This is a genomic window from Desulfarculus baarsii DSM 2075, from assembly GCF_000143965.1.
GTDB lineage: Bacteria > Desulfobacterota > Desulfarculia > Desulfarculales > Desulfarculaceae > Desulfarculus > Desulfarculus baarsii.
In genome coordinates, this window is sequence record NC_014365.1 from 643,427 (window position 1) to 657,734 (window position 14,308).

A 14,308-nucleotide genomic window follows, 5' to 3' on the forward strand; every position below is an offset into this window, starting at 1 on the left:
GTAACAGTTTATGAACGTCATCATCTCTTTACTAGCGGTCATCGTCCTTGGCGTGATCGCATATGTGGGAGTTGAAGGAGCCGGCCTCCGCGTGCTTTTCGGCGTGATCATCCCATACGCCGCGGTGCTGACCTTCTTCGTCGGCATGGTCTACCGCGTCATAGACTGGGCCAAATCGCCGGTTCCCTTCCGCATCCCCACCACCGCCGGCCAGGAGAAATCCATGCCCTGGATCAAGCCCCAGCCCATCGAGAACCCCTCGACGCGGGGCGGGGCCATCGTGCGCATGATCCTGGAAGTGGCGCTTTTCCGCAGCCTGTTCCGCAACATGAAGCTGGACTTCCGCCAGGGGCCCAAGGTGCGCTACAGCTCGGAGAAATTCCTCTGGCTGTTCGCCATCCTGTTCCACTACAGCTTCCTGGTGACCTTGCTGCGCCACCTGCGCTTCTTCACCGACCCCATCCCGGCCTGGGTGGTGGGCCTGGAGAGCATCGACAGCATGTTCAAGGTCGAGGTGATGACGCCGGTGATCGAGATCGGCCTGCCGGCGCTGTTGCTTTCGGGCCTGGTGCTGGGCGGCATGGCCACGCTGCTTCTGGTGCGCCGCCTGTGGATCCCCCAGGTGCGCTACATCTCGCTGCCGGCCGACTACTTCCCGCTGTGGCTGATCATCGGCATCGCCATCACCGGCATCCTGATGCGCTACGTCATCCGCGTGGACGTGGTGGGCATCAAGGAGCTGACCATGGGCCTGGCCACCCTCAGCCCGGCCCTGCCCGATGGCGTCAGCGGCTGGTTCTTCGTGCACCTGTTCCTGGTCAGCGTGTTGTTCGCCTACTTCCCCTTCAGCAAACTCACGCACATGGCTGGCGTCTTCCTCAGCCCCACCAGGAACCTGGTCAACAACAGCCGCGCCGTGCGCCACGTCAACCCGTGGATGACCGAGCCCGTCAAGTATCACACCTATGCGGCTTACGAGGACGACTTCCGCGAGCTGATGGTCGAGGCGGGCCTCCCCGTCGATAAAGAACTCGAGCCCGAGGACGAGTCGGCCGACGACAAGGGGGAGAAGGAATAGCCATGGCAACCAAACTTAGCGCAGACGTGCTGGGCAACATCGATCACAAGCCGCCCAAGCAGGGGTGGATGGACACCAAGCCCGAGTTCCTGCCCGGCACCTACCTTTATCCGGTCAACCCCGAGTCCTTGAAGGCCATCGGCGCGCCGGGCGCCCGCGAGTGGAACCCCACCGAATCCGACTGGAAGCTGCCCGCCGACTGGCAAGGCACGATCAAGGCCGGCATCAAGGACCGCCTCAATCGTTTCCGCAGCTTCAAGCTGTTCATGGACATCTGTGTGCGCTGTGGCGCCTGCGCCGACAAGTGCCACTTCTTCATCGGCACCGGCGACCCCAAGAACATGCCCGTGCTGCGGGCCGAGCTGCTGCGCTCGGTCTATCGCCAGGACTTCACGGCCCTGGGCAAGGTCTTCAAGAAGATGGCCGGCGGCCGCCCGCTGACCGAAGAGGTGATCAAGGAGTGGTTCTACTACTTCTTCCAGTGCACCGAGTGTCGTCGTTGCAGCCTGTTCTGCCCCTACGGCATCGACACCGCCGAGATCACCATCATCGCCCGCGAGCTATTGAACCTCATCGGCTGCCAGATCGACTGGATCGGCACGCCGGTGGCCAACTGCAACCGCACCGGCAACCACTTGGGCCTGCAACCCCACACCTATAAAGAAAACGTCGAGTATCTCCTGGACGACATCGAGGAGTACGCCGGCGTGCGCATCGAGCCCAGCTTCAACCGCAAGGGCGCCGAGATCCTCTTCGTCACGCCTTCGGGCGACGTCTTCGCCGAGCCGGGCATCTTCACCTTCATGGGCTACCTGATGCTCTTCGAGCACATCGGCCTGGACTACACCTGGAGCACCTACGCCTCCGAGGGCGGCAACTTCGGCTTCTTCACCAGCCACGAGACCATGCGCAAGCTCAACCGCAAGATGTACGCCGAGGCCGAGCGCCTGGGCGTCAAGTGGATCCTGGGCGGCGAGTGTGGCCACATGTGGCGCGTGGTCAACCAATACATGGACACCCTGAACGGCCCGGCCACCTTCCTCGAAAAACCCAAGAGCCCCATCACCGGCACGGTTTTCGATAACGCGGCCTCGACCAAGATGGTCCACATCACCGAGTTCACCGCCGACCTGATCAAAAACAACAAGCTCAAGCTCGACCCCAGCCGCAACGACCACCTCAAGGTGACCTTCCACGATTCGTGCAACGTCGCCCGCGGCATGGGCATGTTCGAGGAGCCCCGCTACGTCTTGCAGAACGTCTGCAACAACTTCTACGAGATGCCGCCCCAGACCACCCGCGAGCAGACCTTCTGCTGCGGCAGCGGTTCGGGCCTCAACGCCGGCGAATACCTCGAAATGCGCCTGCGCGGCGGCCTGCCCCGGGCCAACGCGGTCAAGGCGGTCCACGAGGAGCACGGCGTCAACATGCTCTCGTGCGTCTGCGCCATCGACCGCGCGGTCTTCCCGGCGCTGATGGACTTCTGGGTGCCCGGCGTGGCCGTGGCCGGCGTCAGCGAGCTGGTGGCCAACGCCTTGGTCATGGACGGCGAAAACGAACGCGAATACAACCTCCGCGGCGAGGAAATCCCCACCGCCGGGGACGACGACGCCGGAGAGGAGGAGTAAGCCATGCTCTACGATTCCAAGCCGATCATCACCGGGATCGTCGTCTTCCTGGTGATCTTCACCTACCCGCTGTGGTCCAACGTGGGCAGCGCCTCCCAGCCGCCCAAGCCCGACGCCAAACCGGCCGTGGCCATGGCCGCCAAGCTCAATCTGCCCGCCACCTGCGTGGTCGACAAAGAGTACATGCGCACCTCGCACATGGTGCTGCTGGATCAGTGGCGCGAGCACGTGGTGCGCGGCGAGGACCGCCTCTTCACCACCGAAAACGCCGACGGCCAGGTGGTGGCCCAATACAAGATGAGCCTGACCAGCAACTGCATGAAGTGTCACAGCAACAAGAAGGAATTCTGCGATAGCTGCCACAACTATCTGGCCGTGACCCCTTATTGCTGGGACTGCCACCTTGAGCCCAAGGAGGTGAAGTGATGTCCTGGGATAGAAGGAAATTCCTCAAGGCCGCTGGCGTGGGCGCGCTGGCGGGGATGGGCTGGCAGCTTCTGCGGCCCGGCGCGCTGGACGCCGCCGAGCTGATCGGCAAATACTCGCCCAATCCCTCGCAACTGGCCGTCAAGCCCGGCGGCAACTGGGGCATGGCCATCGACCTGACCAAACTCGACGACGCCGCCCGCCAGGCCGCCGCCGAGGCCTGCAACATCGAGCACAACGTGCCCCACTACGTCGACGCCGAGGGCAAGGCCAGCAAGCAGGACATCAAGTGGATCTGGGAGGCCGAGTTCGACCAGGCCTTCGTCGAGACCGAAAACCCCTACGCGCCCAGCGCCGTGCTGCACAACAAGGTGCTGGTGCTGTGCAACCACTGCCAGAACCCGCCCTGCGTGCGCGTCTGCCCGACCCAGGCCACCTTCAAGCGCGAAGACGGCATCGTCATGATGGACATGCACCGCTGCATCGGTTGCCGTTTCTGCATGGCCGCCTGCCCTTACGGCTCGCGTTCGTTCAACTTCAAAGACCCCCGCGCCGCCTACTTCAACGAAAAAGACCCCAAGACCGGCCAACCCCGGCTCCAGGAAGTCACTTCCGAATACCCCACCCGCACCAAGGGCGTGGTCGAGAAGTGCACCTTCTGCGCCGAGCGCCTGGCCGTGGGGCTCCAGCCGGCCTGCGTGGCCGCCGCTCCCGGCGTGATGTTCTTTGGCGACATGAGCGACGCCGGCTCGCCGGTGCGCGCCCAGTTGAACAAGCGCTTCAGCATTAGGCGTAAACCCAACCTGGGCACCGAGCCCCAGGTCTTTTATCTGATTTAGGGGATGTCATGCTTGATCTGGCACTGAAAGGAAGCAAGCGCTACTGGGGATGGCTGGTGCTTCTGCTGGTCATCATCGGCGCCGGCTTCGGAGCGTACGTGGTCCAGGCCATCGAGGGCCTGACGATCACCGGCATGAGCCGCGACGTGTCGTGGGGCTTCTATATCGCCCAGCTCACCTTCCTGGTCGGCGTGGCCGCCTCGGCGGTGATGCTGGTGCTGCCCTACTACCTGCACCACTACAAAACCTTTGGCCGCATCACCATCTTGGGCGAGTTTTTGGCCATCGGCGCGGTGACGATGTGCCTGCTCTTCGTCATCGTCGACCTGGGCAAGCCCGAGCGGCTGATGAACGTCATCCTGCACCCCACGCCCAACTCGGTGCTGTTCTGGGACATGGTGGTGCTAAACGTCTACCTGTTCCTCAACCTGATCATCGGCTGGTGCACCCTGGAGTGCGAGCGCAAGGACGTGCCGCCGCCCGCCTGGGTCAAGCCGCTGATATACCTGTCGATTCCCTGGGCCGTCTCCATCCACACCGTCACGGCCTTCCTCTATGCCGGCCTGCCCGGCCGCGGCTTCTGGCTGACGGCGATCATGGCCCCGCGCTTTCTGGTTTCGGCCTTTGCCGCCGGCCCGGCCGTGCTGATCCTGCTCTCCATGCTGGTGCGCAAGATCTCCAAGTTCGACCCCGGCAAGGAGGCCATCCAGACCCTGTCCAAGATCGTGACTTACTGCATCATCCTGCACCTGTTCTTCTTCGGGCTGGAGTGCTTCACGGTCTTCTACAGCAACATGCCCAGCCACATGAGCCACATTATCTATCTCTACTTCGGCTACCACGGCTTCAACACCATGGTGCCCTTCATGTGGACGGCCCTGCTCTGCGGCCTGACCGCCATCGGCATGCTCATCGTGCCCAAATGGCGGCAGAATGAAAAGCTCCTGGCCATCGCCTGCGTGCTGGTGTTCATCTGCACCTACATCGACAAGGGCATGGGCATGATGGCCGGCGGTTTCGTGCCCAACCCCCTGCACGAGATCACCGAATACCTGCCCACCGGCCTGGAGCTGACCATCAGCGCCGGCGTCTACGCCCTGGGCATCCTCATCGTCACCGTGCTCTACAAGGTGGCCCTGACCATCAAGGAAGAACGGGGCGAATAGCGCCCTTTCCCACGCGCATAAGCGACCGGGCCCTCTCCGACCAGCGGGGAGGGCCCGTTTTATTGGCCGAACGACAGGCCTTCAGGGCTTGCCCCACAGGTTGAGGCCGGTCTCGGGATCGGGCACGCGTTGCAGGGGGATCTCGGTGAAAAACTTCTGGATGATATACTCGCAGGCAAAGACCTTGCAGCCCTCGGCCAAATGCCCGCCCAAAACGTGGCCCTCGGCGTTGGCCAGGCCCAGGTGGGCGTGGACCATGGGCGCGCCCTCGTAGAGCGACGCGTTGCCCAAGAGCGAAACGATCTCGCGGTGGTCGTTGCCGGTCAGGAACTCGTACTCGTGGGCTTGCTGGTCGTAGTAACCCACGCGCCACTGGCTCAGCGCGCCGATGGCGCTGATCTGGGCGTGATAGATGGTGTGCTCGCGGCAGATGTTGGTCAGCTCGGCCAACAAGTCGCAACCGTGGGGCAGCCGGCCCATGTAGACCGGGCCGACCCGCATTCGCAGCATGGTCATGGCGTCCTCTCCGCGAAAGGCCAAAAAAGCGTCTGGCGGCGGCCGGAATTGGCGGCCACCAGGCCCAATGTAGCAGAAACGGCGCGGCGCGGCTAGGGCAAGGCCTGGGCGCGGTCCTGATCCAGGTAGGCCCGATCGAGGACGCTCAGGTCGGCGGCCAGGCGGTAGACCAGGGGGTTGCCGGTGGGTATCTCCAGGTTGACGATATCGGCGTCGCTCACATGGTCGAGGTGCTTGACCAGGGCGCGCAGGCTGTTGCCGTGGGCGGCGACGACGACGTCCTGGCCCATGCGCAGGCGCGGCTCGATGGCCCGGGTCCAATAAGGCAGCACGCGGCCCAGGGTGTCCTTGAGCGATTCGCCGCCGGGCAGCAGGGCCGTCTCCACGCCGCGATAGCGACGATCGAAGCGCGGATGACGCGGGTCCAGGCCATCCAGGCTGGGCGGCGGCGCGTCAAAAGAGCGCCGCCACAGGCGCACCTGCTCGGCGCCGTGGCGTTGGGTGGTCTCTTGTTTGTTGAGGCCCTGCAAGGCGCCGTAATGGCGCTCGTTGAGCCGCCAATGGGCGTGCTGCTCGACCCAATAAAGGTCCATGCGCTCCATGATCAGCCACAGCGTGCGCACCGCCCGCTTGAGCACCGAGGTGAAGGCCACGTCGAAGGAATAGCCGCCGGTTTGCAACAGGCGGCCGGCCTGCCGGGCCTCGTCCTCGCCCAGGGGCGAAAGGTCCACGTCGGTCCAACCGGTGAAGCGGTTTTCCAGGTTCCACTGGCTTTGGCCGTGTCGCACCAGCAACAGTCGAGGCATGGTCATCTCTCCGCAACGCGTTGGCGCCTAGGAACTATGATGCCACAACCGGCGGCGGCCGGCGCGCGATTTGTCGTCGCGCCAAGCCTAGGCCGGTCGCCTGGCCCACCAGCCGGCGATGAAGCCGTCGACGATGATCTGGCTGGGGTGGAAGACCAACGGGGCCAGCAGGGCCAGAGGGTGGCTTTGGGCCATGGTCAGCGACCAGACGGCCACGGCCACGGGCAGGGTCTTTTCCGAACAGACCACGGCCAGGGCCCGGGCCGGCTTTTCGGCCAGGCCAAAGGGCCCTCGCGCGCCAAAATAAGCCGCGACCATCAGCGTCAGGTGGACGATCAGCGAGGCCGCGGCCAGCAGCAAAAGGCGCAGCGGCTCCATGCTGGTCAGGTGCTCGTTGTTGGCCGAGGTGGAAATGTAGATCAGCGTGGCGATGCCGAACACCGGGATGAGCTTCAGGGTGGGCGTCAGCCGCGCGGTGAGGGCCGGCCGCGGCCGGCCCAGCAGATGGCCCGCTATCGCCGGGATCAGCACCAGGCCGATCAATTCGCCCAGCAGGCCCAACACGTCGATGCTCACCGAAGCGCCGAGCATCAGGCGCAGGATCAGCGGGATGGTCAGCACCGCCACCAGGTTGATGCCCACGGCCAAGATCAGCGCCGAGGGCCAGTCGCCGCCCGCGCGATCGGCCAGCACCGCCCCCGAAACCAGCGTGGGGGCCATGGCGCAGATGAGCATGAAGCCCACGGCCTCCTGATCGCTCAGCGGCGCGACCCGCGCCACGGCCCAGCCCAGCAGCGGGCTGAGCGCCTGGGCCACGATGAAGCCCCAGATCAGCAGCCGGATCAGCGCCCCGCCCCTGGGCGCGTCGCCGACCTTGAAGGCCATGCCCTGGCAGAAAAAGATCAGCGCGATGAGAAAAGGTCCGGCGCTCCAGCTTTTGAGCAGCAAGCCAAAGCCCGGCGCGGTCCAGCCCAGGATCAAGCCGGCGATGATCGCCAGCACCAGCAGGTTGTCTTTGACAATGTTGATGATCGCTTGCACGCGCCTTCAGTCCATGGGCCAGGCCAGGGCCAGTTGATGATAAATCTCGGCTGCTTGGTCGATGCGCTCGCACTGGCACCACTCATCGGTCTGGTGGGCCTGGCCCGGTTCGCCGGGGCCGATGATCAGTGTCGGGCAACCCAGGGCCGGGCCCAGGGCCGATGCGTCGGTGACATAAGGCGCGCCGCCGGGCGGCCGGCGGTCGCCGGTTTGGGCGGCGATGAGCTTGAGGGCGGCCGCCACCCAGGGGTGATCGGGCTCCGTCCAGGTCGGCGGCAGATAGTTGCGGCTGACCACCCGGGCCTGGGGGCCCATGACCCGGCGCAGCTCGGCGATGACGGCCTCGGGGTCCATGCCCGGCAGCAGGCGCGTGTCCAGGTCCAGGCGGCAGTGATCGGCGACGATGTTGGCCGCCGCGCCGCCACGGATCAGCCCCACGTTGAGGGTGGGCCGGCCCAGCACGGCGTGGCTTTGGGCGAAACGGTGGCCGCCCAGGGCCACGATGGCCGCGGCGGCCTTGTCGATGGCGTTGTCGCCCAGGTGGGGCATGGAGGCGTGGGCGCTCTTGCCCGTGAACTCCACGCCCAGCCACAGGCCGCCCTTGTGGCCCAGCAGGGGTTGATTGGCGGTCGGTTCGCCGATGAGCATGGCCCCCACCGGCGGCAAAGCGCCCGGCGTCTTGGCCAGATGCAACGCGCCCTTGAGGCCGTGCTCCTCGCCGGCGCTGAAAATCAGCGCCACGTTGGGCCGGGGCGCGGGGCCTTGGGCCAGGCGCAAGGCGGCGTGGACCATGGCCGCCACGCCGGCCTTCATGTCGCTGGCGCCACGGCCCAGCAAGCGGCCACCATCGACGAGGCCGCCGCAGGGCTCGAAAGACCACGGGGCCTGGCCCAGGGCCACGGTGTCCAGGTGGCCGCTGAAGGCCAGGGCCGGGCCTGGTTTGGCCTGGGGCAGGGTGGCGATCAGGTTGGGCCGGCCAGGGGCCAGGTCGATGGCTCGCACGGCAAAACCAGCCGCCTCCAACAGCCCGCGCAGATAGTCGGCGCAGGCCTGTTCGCCTTGTTCCTCGCGGCTGGGCCGCCGGACCAGCTCTTGGGCGATGGTCAGCGGCGTGGGGATGGGGGCGGCCATGACGTCTCCTGGTTGCCGGCGCGCTTGTGCATAAGTTTATGACAAAGCGCCGCCTTGGCAAGGGGCGGCGCGGCGCGAAACAAAGTTAACCCAGCTCCAGGCAGGTGAGGCCGTAGACGTTTTCGGCGCGCCAGGGCGGCAGGCCGTTTTTGTACATGCGCCCGGTCTCGAAAACATGCGTCAGACCCATACTTTGGGCCATGGCCACGGCGTGGGGGTTGTTTTGCGGGGCGTCCCAGAACACCGGGCTTTCGCCGGCGGCGGCCAGCAGATCTTGCAGCAGGGTTTCGGCCTCGGCGCGGCCCTCGGCGAACAGCGGCCCCAGGCGATGGCCCTGATGGCTGGGCCGGACCACGCCGTAGCCGCGCAAACGGTCGCCGGCGATCACGGCCCGGGCGTGCGCGCCGGGGGCGCTCAGCCATTTTTGCAAAAACACCGGTCGCGGCGCGGGGAAGCACTGCCGGTCGTAGGCCAGGAGCTCCTCGATGGGCAGACTCCGCGGATCGACGCTATGGCCGCTGGCCGCGCCGCCGCCCTGAGCCTGCCAGCGCAGGCCGCGAAAGGCCAGTTCGAAGCCGTGGCGGCGATAAAAATCCTGCATGGCCACCACGCCGTCCTGACCGATGACCCGGTTGCCCAGGCGGGCCATGGCCGCCAGGCCCAGCTTCAGGCCCAGGCCCTGTTTGCGCAGCTCGGGCCGGGTGATGAAAAAGCCCATGAAGGCGTAGGCGTCGTCGTAGATCACCGCCGAGATGGAGGCCAGCACCTGGCCGTTTTGCTCGGCGACCCAAAAGCCGCCCGGATCCTGGGCCCAATAGACCTCGGCGTCGCCCAGGCCGGGGTTCCAGCCTTCTTGGGCGGCTCGTTGCATGGTTTGATCCAGCTCGCTTCTGGTCATGTTGCGGATGATGATTTTTTCCGGGTCCACGGTTATGCCCTTGCGAAAAAGTGGTTGAGGCGCGCGGGACGGCGCGGATATAGCATAGCAGATCGCGAAGCTGGTGGCGCGCAAACGTACCGACCAACATTTGTATTGATATATTGTTTGTGCTAAAGTGCAAATGATAATATGGCAAGTAATGCAAAAGATTAATTTCTTCAATCCATGCAGGGGTGAAATCATGCCTGAAAGCAAGCCAAAGTTCAGCTTGGATAAGAAAAGACAAATAGATGATTATCTACGAGGACGTTTGTTATTTATCGGAGCGATGATTCTTCTGCTAATTGGCCTATTACGATGCGTCTTCGATAGACCAGATGGAGCGATTGCCATTTTCGCGGCGGCGGGCGGATGTCTTTTTTTCGTGTATCTGGATAAATTTCAAGAAATCGAAGGCCTTGGCGTGAAGGCAAGGTTAAGAAAAACCATTGATGTTGCCGACCAAAAGTTGGAAGAGGTCGAACGAAAAATCGAAGAAGCCGAGGAGCTATTTAAAAATCTGCGATCGGTATCTGTAACGATGGCCAGCATGAATTTTCCGGTGATAGCGCTGCTTGGCAGATGGGGCTCAAGTTTAACACGTAGACAAAAACAGATACTGGCAAACGAAATGGTCAAAGGGTTAACAAGCTGTGGAGTGCCAAGAGAAGAAATAGATAACGCCATGCATGACTTTAACTTTATGATTTTGTTTGACATGTCCGAACCAATACGAGAGCGCATGGTTGAAATCGTGCGTGAACGTTTTGGGGATGAAAAAGCGCAGCTTGAGAGAAAGAACTTTGTCAAGCGATTAAAAAAAGCAAAGTATCAGGACTGGCCGACCGCAGTCCGCGAGGCGATGGACGGCGTGCCTGGCCTTACGCAAGACGATAAGGCGAAGCTGCTTTCAACGTATGCCGAAAATATTAAAGATATTGAGTTCTACGCCAAGCATGGCGAAATCAGGCGGCCGAATGTCTGGTTTGCCGGCGACGAAGAGCACATATAAAATCGCGTCAAGCGCCAAGCGGCGGCGCGGCCGGCGTCAAAAAATGATTACATAGTAGTTGTGGTTGCTTTTCGCGCACCCCGTCCGGCAGAATGAGCCATCATTCATCTGGCCGCGAAGGAGGGGGTAGACGTGTATTTCAACGAGGAACATCAGGCGTTGCGCCGCACGGTGCGCAAGTTCATCGACACCGAGATCAACCCATACATGGATCAATGGGAGCAGACCACCGCGCCGCTGCACGAGTTGTTCAAGAAAATGGGCGACCTGGGCCTGCTGGGCATCCGCTACGAGGAAAAATACGGCGGCATGGGCCTGGATTATTGGTTCGAGACGGTCTTTCTGGAGGAACTGGGCCACATCGCCGGCATGGGCGTGAGCACGGCCATCTGCGTGCAGACCCACATGGCCACCCCGGCCATCGCCGAGTTCGGCAGCGAATATCTGAAGGAAACCTACCTGCGGCCGGCCATCGCCGGCGAGATGGTCTCGGCCATCGCCGTCACCGAGCCCGACGCCGGCTCCGACGTGGCCGCCATCAAGACCAGGGCCCGCCGCGACGGCGATCATTACCTCATCAACGGCTCCAAGCTCTACATCACCAACGGCGTCCAGGCCGACTTCCTCACCCTTTTGGCCCGCACCTCCGACGAGCCCGGCCACCACAGTTTTGGCCTGTTTGTCGTGCCCACCAATCTGCCCGGTTTCAGCGTGGGCAAAAAGCTCGACAAAGTGGGCCTGCGCTCCAGCGACACGGCGCTTCTGCACTTTGACGACGTGCCCGTGCCCGCGCAGAATCTCATCGGCCAGGAGGGCGAGGGCTTCATCATGCAGATGAAGCAGTTCCAGCACGAGCGCTTCTGCACCCTGCCCAGCGCCGTGACCATGTGCGAGGACATGATCAAGATGACCATGGAGCATCTGCGCCAGCGGGTGGTCTTTGGCAAGCCCCTGGCCACCCGCCAGGTGCTGCGCCACCGCATGGTCGATTGGCTGACGGAGATCGAGGCCCTGCGCCATCTGACCTATCACATCGTGCGCATGAAGCAGGCCGGCCAGGACGCCACCCGCGAGGTCTCCATGGGCAAGCTCATGGCCGGCCGCCTGGTGCGCAACGTCGCCGACGGCTGCGTGCAGATGCACGGCGGCATGGGCTTCATCAACGAGACGCTCATCGCCCGCTGTTTCCGCGACAGCCGGGTGCTGAGCATCGGCGCCGGGGCCGACGAGGTCATGAGCGAGGTCATCGCCCGGCTGTCGGGCTTCTAGGACAAAAAAACGCGCCGGGGCGGCTCGAGCGCTCCGGCGCGGTCGTCGAGGCGGATCTAGCGCGGAAGGCGCACGTTGTCGTCGTCGTAGACGCCCTGCTCGGCGGTGGTGTGGCAGGCCGCGCAGTTGGCCGGGGTCAGGGGCTGGCCTTGGGCGTCTTTGTAGTCGCCGGGACGGATTTCTTCGTGCTGGCGCACGATGTAGGGCACTTCGCTGATGCGCGGCGGCGTGGCCCCGCCCAGGCAGTCCATGATCTTGCGCGAGCGCTTGGATGGCGAGCGTTCGGCGCTGTTGGCCTCCAGATAGGCCAGGATCGTCGCCTTGTCGGCGTCATCGGGGCTGATGTCCTGGCCGAAGTGGTCGCCCAGGCCGGCGATGATCTCGCGCCACGAGCCGCTGGGCAGCAGGCCCGGCTGATAGGCCATGTGACAGCCGCCGCAGGTCTGCTTGTAGAGGGCGTTGTTGACCGGCGGCACGGCCTCTTGTTCGTATCGGTCGCGGCGCTCTTTCCGGCCGTGGCCGTGGTGGTCGGCCCAGGCCACGGCGGCCAGGCCAAAGACCAAGGCTATGGCCAAGGTCAGGGCGTGAAGCTTGCGGGGCGACACGGCCTAAAGCTCTTTCAGGGCGTCGGCCACGGCCGAAAGCGTCTGATCGATGGCCGCCGCGTCGTGGGCCAGCGAGACGAACGTGGCCTCGAACTGGCTGGGCGCGAAATAGATGCCCCGGGCCAGCATCAGGCGATAGTAGCGGGAGAAAAGCTCCGTGTCGCTCTGCTTGGCCTGCTCGTAGTTGGTCACCGGGCCGGGCTGGAAGAAAAAGCACATCATCGAGCCCACGCGTTGGCCAAAGCAGGCCAGGCCCTTGGCGGCGAACAGGCCCTCCAGGCCGTTGTAGAGCATGGCCCCCAGCTCTTCCAGGCGCGGGTAGACCGCCTTGCCGGCCAAAAACTCCAGCGTGGCCAGGCCGGCGGCGGTGGCCAAGGGGTTGCCCGAAAGCGTGCCGGCCTGATACACCGGGCCCTCGGGGGCGATGTGGGCCATGATCTGGGCCTTGCCGCCGTAGGCGCCCATGGGCAGCCCCCCGCCGATGATCTTGCCCAGGGTGGTCAGATCGGGCATGACGCCGAAAAGCTCCTGGGCCCCGCCGGGCCCGACACGGAAGCCGGTGATCACCTCGTCGAAGATCAAAAGCGCGCCGTGGGCGTCGCAAAGTCGGCGCAGCCCGGCCAAAAAGCCCTCGACCGGCAGCACCACGCCCATGTTGCCGGCCACGGGCTCGACGATCACCGCGGCGATCTCGGCCCCGCGCGCGGCGAAGAGCGCTTCGGCCGCGGCCAGGTCGTTGTAGGGCAGGCTCAGCGTCAACCCGGCCACCGCCGCCGGCACGCCAGGGCAGGCCGGCAGGCCAAGGGTGGCCAGGCCCGAGCCGGCCGAGACCAACAGGCCGTCGCCGTGGCCGTGATAACAGCCGTCAAACTTGACGATGAGCTCGCGGCCGGTGAAGCCCCGGGCCAGGCGCAGGGCGCTCATGGTGGCCTCGGTGCCGCTGCTGACCAGCCGGACCATCTCCAGCGAGGGCACCCAGCGGCACAATTCCTCGGCCAGGATCACCTCGGCCTCGGTGGGCGCGCCGTAGCTGGTCCCCTTTTCGGCCGCCGCCTTGATCGCCTCGATCACGTCGGGTTGGGCGTGGCCCAGGATCATCGGCCCCCACGAACCGACATAATCGATGTAGCGGTTGCCGTCGGCGTCTTTGATATAACAGCCCTGGGCCCGACGGATGAAAGGAGGGTTGAGTCCCACCGACTTCATGGCCCGCACCGGGCTGTTGACGCCGCCGGGGATCACCCTTTGCGCCCGCTCCCACAAGGCCTGCGATCGATTAGTGGGCATGGATCTCTCCCTCCTCGGTGAAGTAGCGCATGGAAGTTTTTTTCAGCTCCTCCACGGAAAAGAGCAGGTCGTGCGCCGGATGGCCGACCATCTGGGCCATTTGGTCGATGATGCTGCGGCACTCCTGTTCGTCGCGGCCGTGGACCATGGTAAAGAGATTATAGTCGAAACCGGGGCAGGGGCGGCGGTGATAGGCATGGCTGACGTTGCGCACCGTGGCCAAGACGCGGCCCATCTCCGAGGCTTGATCGGCGGGCGCGCGCCAGGCCACCATCACGTTGCAGGCAAAACCCGAACGCTGGTGGCGCAGCGTCGCCCCGAAACGACGCATGATCTTTGCGTCGGCCAGGCGGCGCACGCGGCGCACGACCTCGGCCTCGTCCAGGCCCAGCTCGGCGGCCATGGCGGCGAAGGGCCGGGGCTCCAGGGGCAGGTCGCCTTGCAGGCGCGCGATGAGTTTCTTGTCGATGTCGTCTAGGCTCATGGGGCAAACCGTGGTCAAATCGTTAATGTAATATAAGTGCGGCCGCTGTGTCGGGTTGTCAAGCAACGCGTGGATGCGCTCATATTTAGCCCATCGCGCCG

The 14,308-nt window shown here is 64.3% G+C and carries 15 protein-coding genes; 7 read left to right on the forward strand and 8 right to left on the reverse strand.

Annotated elements, in window-relative coordinates; all coding sequences use genetic code 11:
- Nucleotides 1-10: 10 nt before the first annotated feature.
- From dsrM to dsrP, 5 genes are read left to right on the forward strand one after another with little or no spacing between them, the layout of a single operon-like run.
- Complete coding sequence (gene dsrM, locus DEBA_RS02810) at nucleotides 11-1,078, forward strand: sulfate reduction electron transfer complex DsrMKJOP subunit DsrM (protein ID WP_013257391.1); 1,068 nt, start codon at nucleotides 11-13, stop codon at nucleotides 1,076-1,078.
- Nucleotides 1,079-1,080: 2 nt separating this feature from the next.
- Entirely contained in the window at nucleotides 1,081-2,706 is a 1,626-nt protein-coding gene (dsrK, locus tag DEBA_RS02815) for a sulfate reduction electron transfer complex DsrMKJOP subunit DsrK (RefSeq protein WP_013257392.1), read from the forward strand.
- Between the two features lie 3 nt (nucleotides 2,707-2,709).
- Nucleotides 2,710-3,132: a sulfate reduction electron transfer complex DsrMKJOP subunit DsrJ gene (gene dsrJ / locus DEBA_RS02820; RefSeq protein WP_013257393.1), complete on the forward strand. Its 423-nt coding sequence runs from the start codon at nucleotides 2,710-2,712 to the stop codon at nucleotides 3,130-3,132.
- On the forward strand, nucleotides 3,132-3,971 hold the full coding sequence (dsrO, locus tag DEBA_RS18845) for a sulfate reduction electron transfer complex DsrMKJOP subunit DsrO (protein WP_013257394.1): 840 nt from the start codon (nucleotides 3,132-3,134) through the stop codon (nucleotides 3,969-3,971). The genes dsrJ and dsrO overlap by 1 nt, the downstream gene beginning before the upstream one ends.
- Before the next feature lie 8 nt (nucleotides 3,972-3,979).
- Entirely contained in the window at nucleotides 3,980-5,137 is a 1,158-nt protein-coding gene (gene dsrP, locus DEBA_RS02830; RefSeq protein WP_013257395.1) for a sulfate reduction electron transfer complex DsrMKJOP subunit DsrP, read from the forward strand.
- 81 nt (nucleotides 5,138-5,218) lie between these two features.
- Here dsrP and DEBA_RS02835 read toward each other — a convergent pair whose 3' ends face one another.
- From DEBA_RS02835 to DEBA_RS02855, 5 genes are all read right to left on the reverse strand, one after another.
- Nucleotides 5,219-5,653, reverse strand: coding sequence for a PPC domain-containing DNA-binding protein (locus tag DEBA_RS02835; protein ID WP_013257396.1), 435 nt, complete (start codon nucleotides 5,651-5,653; stop codon nucleotides 5,219-5,221).
- Between the two features lie 92 nt (nucleotides 5,654-5,745).
- Nucleotides 5,746-6,459, reverse strand: a complete 714-nt coding sequence (gene gpmA, locus DEBA_RS02840; protein WP_013257397.1) for a 2,3-diphosphoglycerate-dependent phosphoglycerate mutase — start codon at nucleotides 6,457-6,459, stop codon at nucleotides 5,746-5,748.
- Between the two features lie 87 nt (nucleotides 6,460-6,546).
- Nucleotides 6,547-7,500, reverse strand: coding sequence for a bile acid:sodium symporter family protein (locus tag DEBA_RS02845; RefSeq protein WP_013257398.1), 954 nt, complete (start codon nucleotides 7,498-7,500; stop codon nucleotides 6,547-6,549).
- 6 nt (nucleotides 7,501-7,506) lie between these two features.
- Nucleotides 7,507-8,631, reverse strand: a complete 1,125-nt coding sequence (locus DEBA_RS02850; RefSeq protein WP_013257399.1) for a M20 family metallopeptidase — start codon at nucleotides 8,629-8,631, stop codon at nucleotides 7,507-7,509.
- An 85-nt stretch (nucleotides 8,632-8,716) separates the two neighbouring features.
- On the reverse strand, nucleotides 8,717-9,559 hold the full coding sequence (locus DEBA_RS02855) for a GNAT family N-acetyltransferase (RefSeq protein ID WP_013257400.1): 843 nt from the start codon (nucleotides 9,557-9,559) through the stop codon (nucleotides 8,717-8,719).
- Nucleotides 9,560-9,752: 193 nt separating this feature from the next.
- Between DEBA_RS02855 and DEBA_RS18020 the strand changes: the two genes are divergently transcribed.
- Together DEBA_RS18020 and DEBA_RS02865 are read left to right on the forward strand one after the other, a co-directional pair.
- Nucleotides 9,753-10,562: a hypothetical protein gene (locus DEBA_RS18020; RefSeq protein WP_013257401.1), complete on the forward strand. Its 810-nt coding sequence runs from the start codon at nucleotides 9,753-9,755 to the stop codon at nucleotides 10,560-10,562.
- 132 nt (nucleotides 10,563-10,694) lie between these two features.
- Nucleotides 10,695-11,831 (forward strand): acyl-CoA dehydrogenase family protein, encoded by a 1,137-nt coding sequence (locus DEBA_RS02865; RefSeq protein WP_013257402.1) that lies wholly within the window; start codon nucleotides 10,695-10,697, stop codon nucleotides 11,829-11,831.
- 56 nt (nucleotides 11,832-11,887) lie between these two features.
- Here the strand turns inward: DEBA_RS02865 and DEBA_RS02870 are convergent, their stop codons facing one another.
- From DEBA_RS02870 to ahbB, 3 genes are read right to left on the reverse strand one after another with little or no spacing between them, the layout of a single operon-like run.
- Nucleotides 11,888-12,436 carry a diheme cytochrome c gene (locus DEBA_RS02870; RefSeq protein ID WP_013257403.1) on the reverse strand — a complete coding sequence of 183 codons (549 nt, stop codon included), beginning with the start codon at nucleotides 12,434-12,436 and terminating at the stop codon, nucleotides 11,888-11,890.
- 3 nt (nucleotides 12,437-12,439) lie between these two features.
- Complete coding sequence (hemL, locus tag DEBA_RS02875) at nucleotides 12,440-13,723, reverse strand: glutamate-1-semialdehyde 2,1-aminomutase (protein WP_013257404.1); 1,284 nt, start codon at nucleotides 13,721-13,723, stop codon at nucleotides 12,440-12,442.
- Nucleotides 13,713-14,207 carry a siroheme decarboxylase subunit beta gene (ahbB, locus tag DEBA_RS02880; protein WP_013257405.1) on the reverse strand — a complete coding sequence of 165 codons (495 nt, stop codon included), beginning with the start codon at nucleotides 14,205-14,207 and terminating at the stop codon, nucleotides 13,713-13,715. Before ahbB ends, hemL begins: the two co-directional genes overlap by 11 nt.
- Nucleotides 14,208-14,308 lie beyond the last annotated feature (101 nt).

Coding starts and splice junctions, on each gene's coding strand:
- dsrO (WP_013257394.1), top strand. CDS start 3,132: ATGTCCTGGGATAGAAGGAAATTCCTCAAGGCCGCTGGCGTGGGCGCG.
- DEBA_RS02835 (WP_013257396.1), bottom strand. CDS start 5,653: ATGACCATGCTGCGAATGCGGGTCGGCCCGGTCTACATGGGCCGGCTG.
- dsrP (WP_013257395.1), top strand. CDS start 3,980: ATGCTTGATCTGGCACTGAAAGGAAGCAAGCGCTACTGGGGATGGCTG.
- ahbB (WP_013257405.1), bottom strand. CDS start 14,207: ATGAGCCTAGACGACATCGACAAGAAACTCATCGCGCGCCTGCAAGGC.
- dsrK (WP_013257392.1), top strand. CDS start 1,081: ATGGCAACCAAACTTAGCGCAGACGTGCTGGGCAACATCGATCACAAG.
- gpmA (WP_013257397.1), bottom strand. CDS start 6,459: ATGCCTCGACTGTTGCTGGTGCGACACGGCCAAAGCCAGTGGAACCTG.
- dsrJ (WP_013257393.1), top strand. CDS start 2,710: ATGCTCTACGATTCCAAGCCGATCATCACCGGGATCGTCGTCTTCCTG.
- DEBA_RS18020 (WP_013257401.1), top strand. CDS start 9,753: ATGCCTGAAAGCAAGCCAAAGTTCAGCTTGGATAAGAAAAGACAAATA.
- DEBA_RS02850 (WP_013257399.1), bottom strand. CDS start 8,631: ATGGCCGCCCCCATCCCCACGCCGCTGACCATCGCCCAAGAGCTGGTC.
- hemL (WP_013257404.1), bottom strand. CDS start 13,723: ATGCCCACTAATCGATCGCAGGCCTTGTGGGAGCGGGCGCAAAGGGTG.
- dsrM (WP_013257391.1), top strand. CDS start 11: ATGAACGTCATCATCTCTTTACTAGCGGTCATCGTCCTTGGCGTGATC.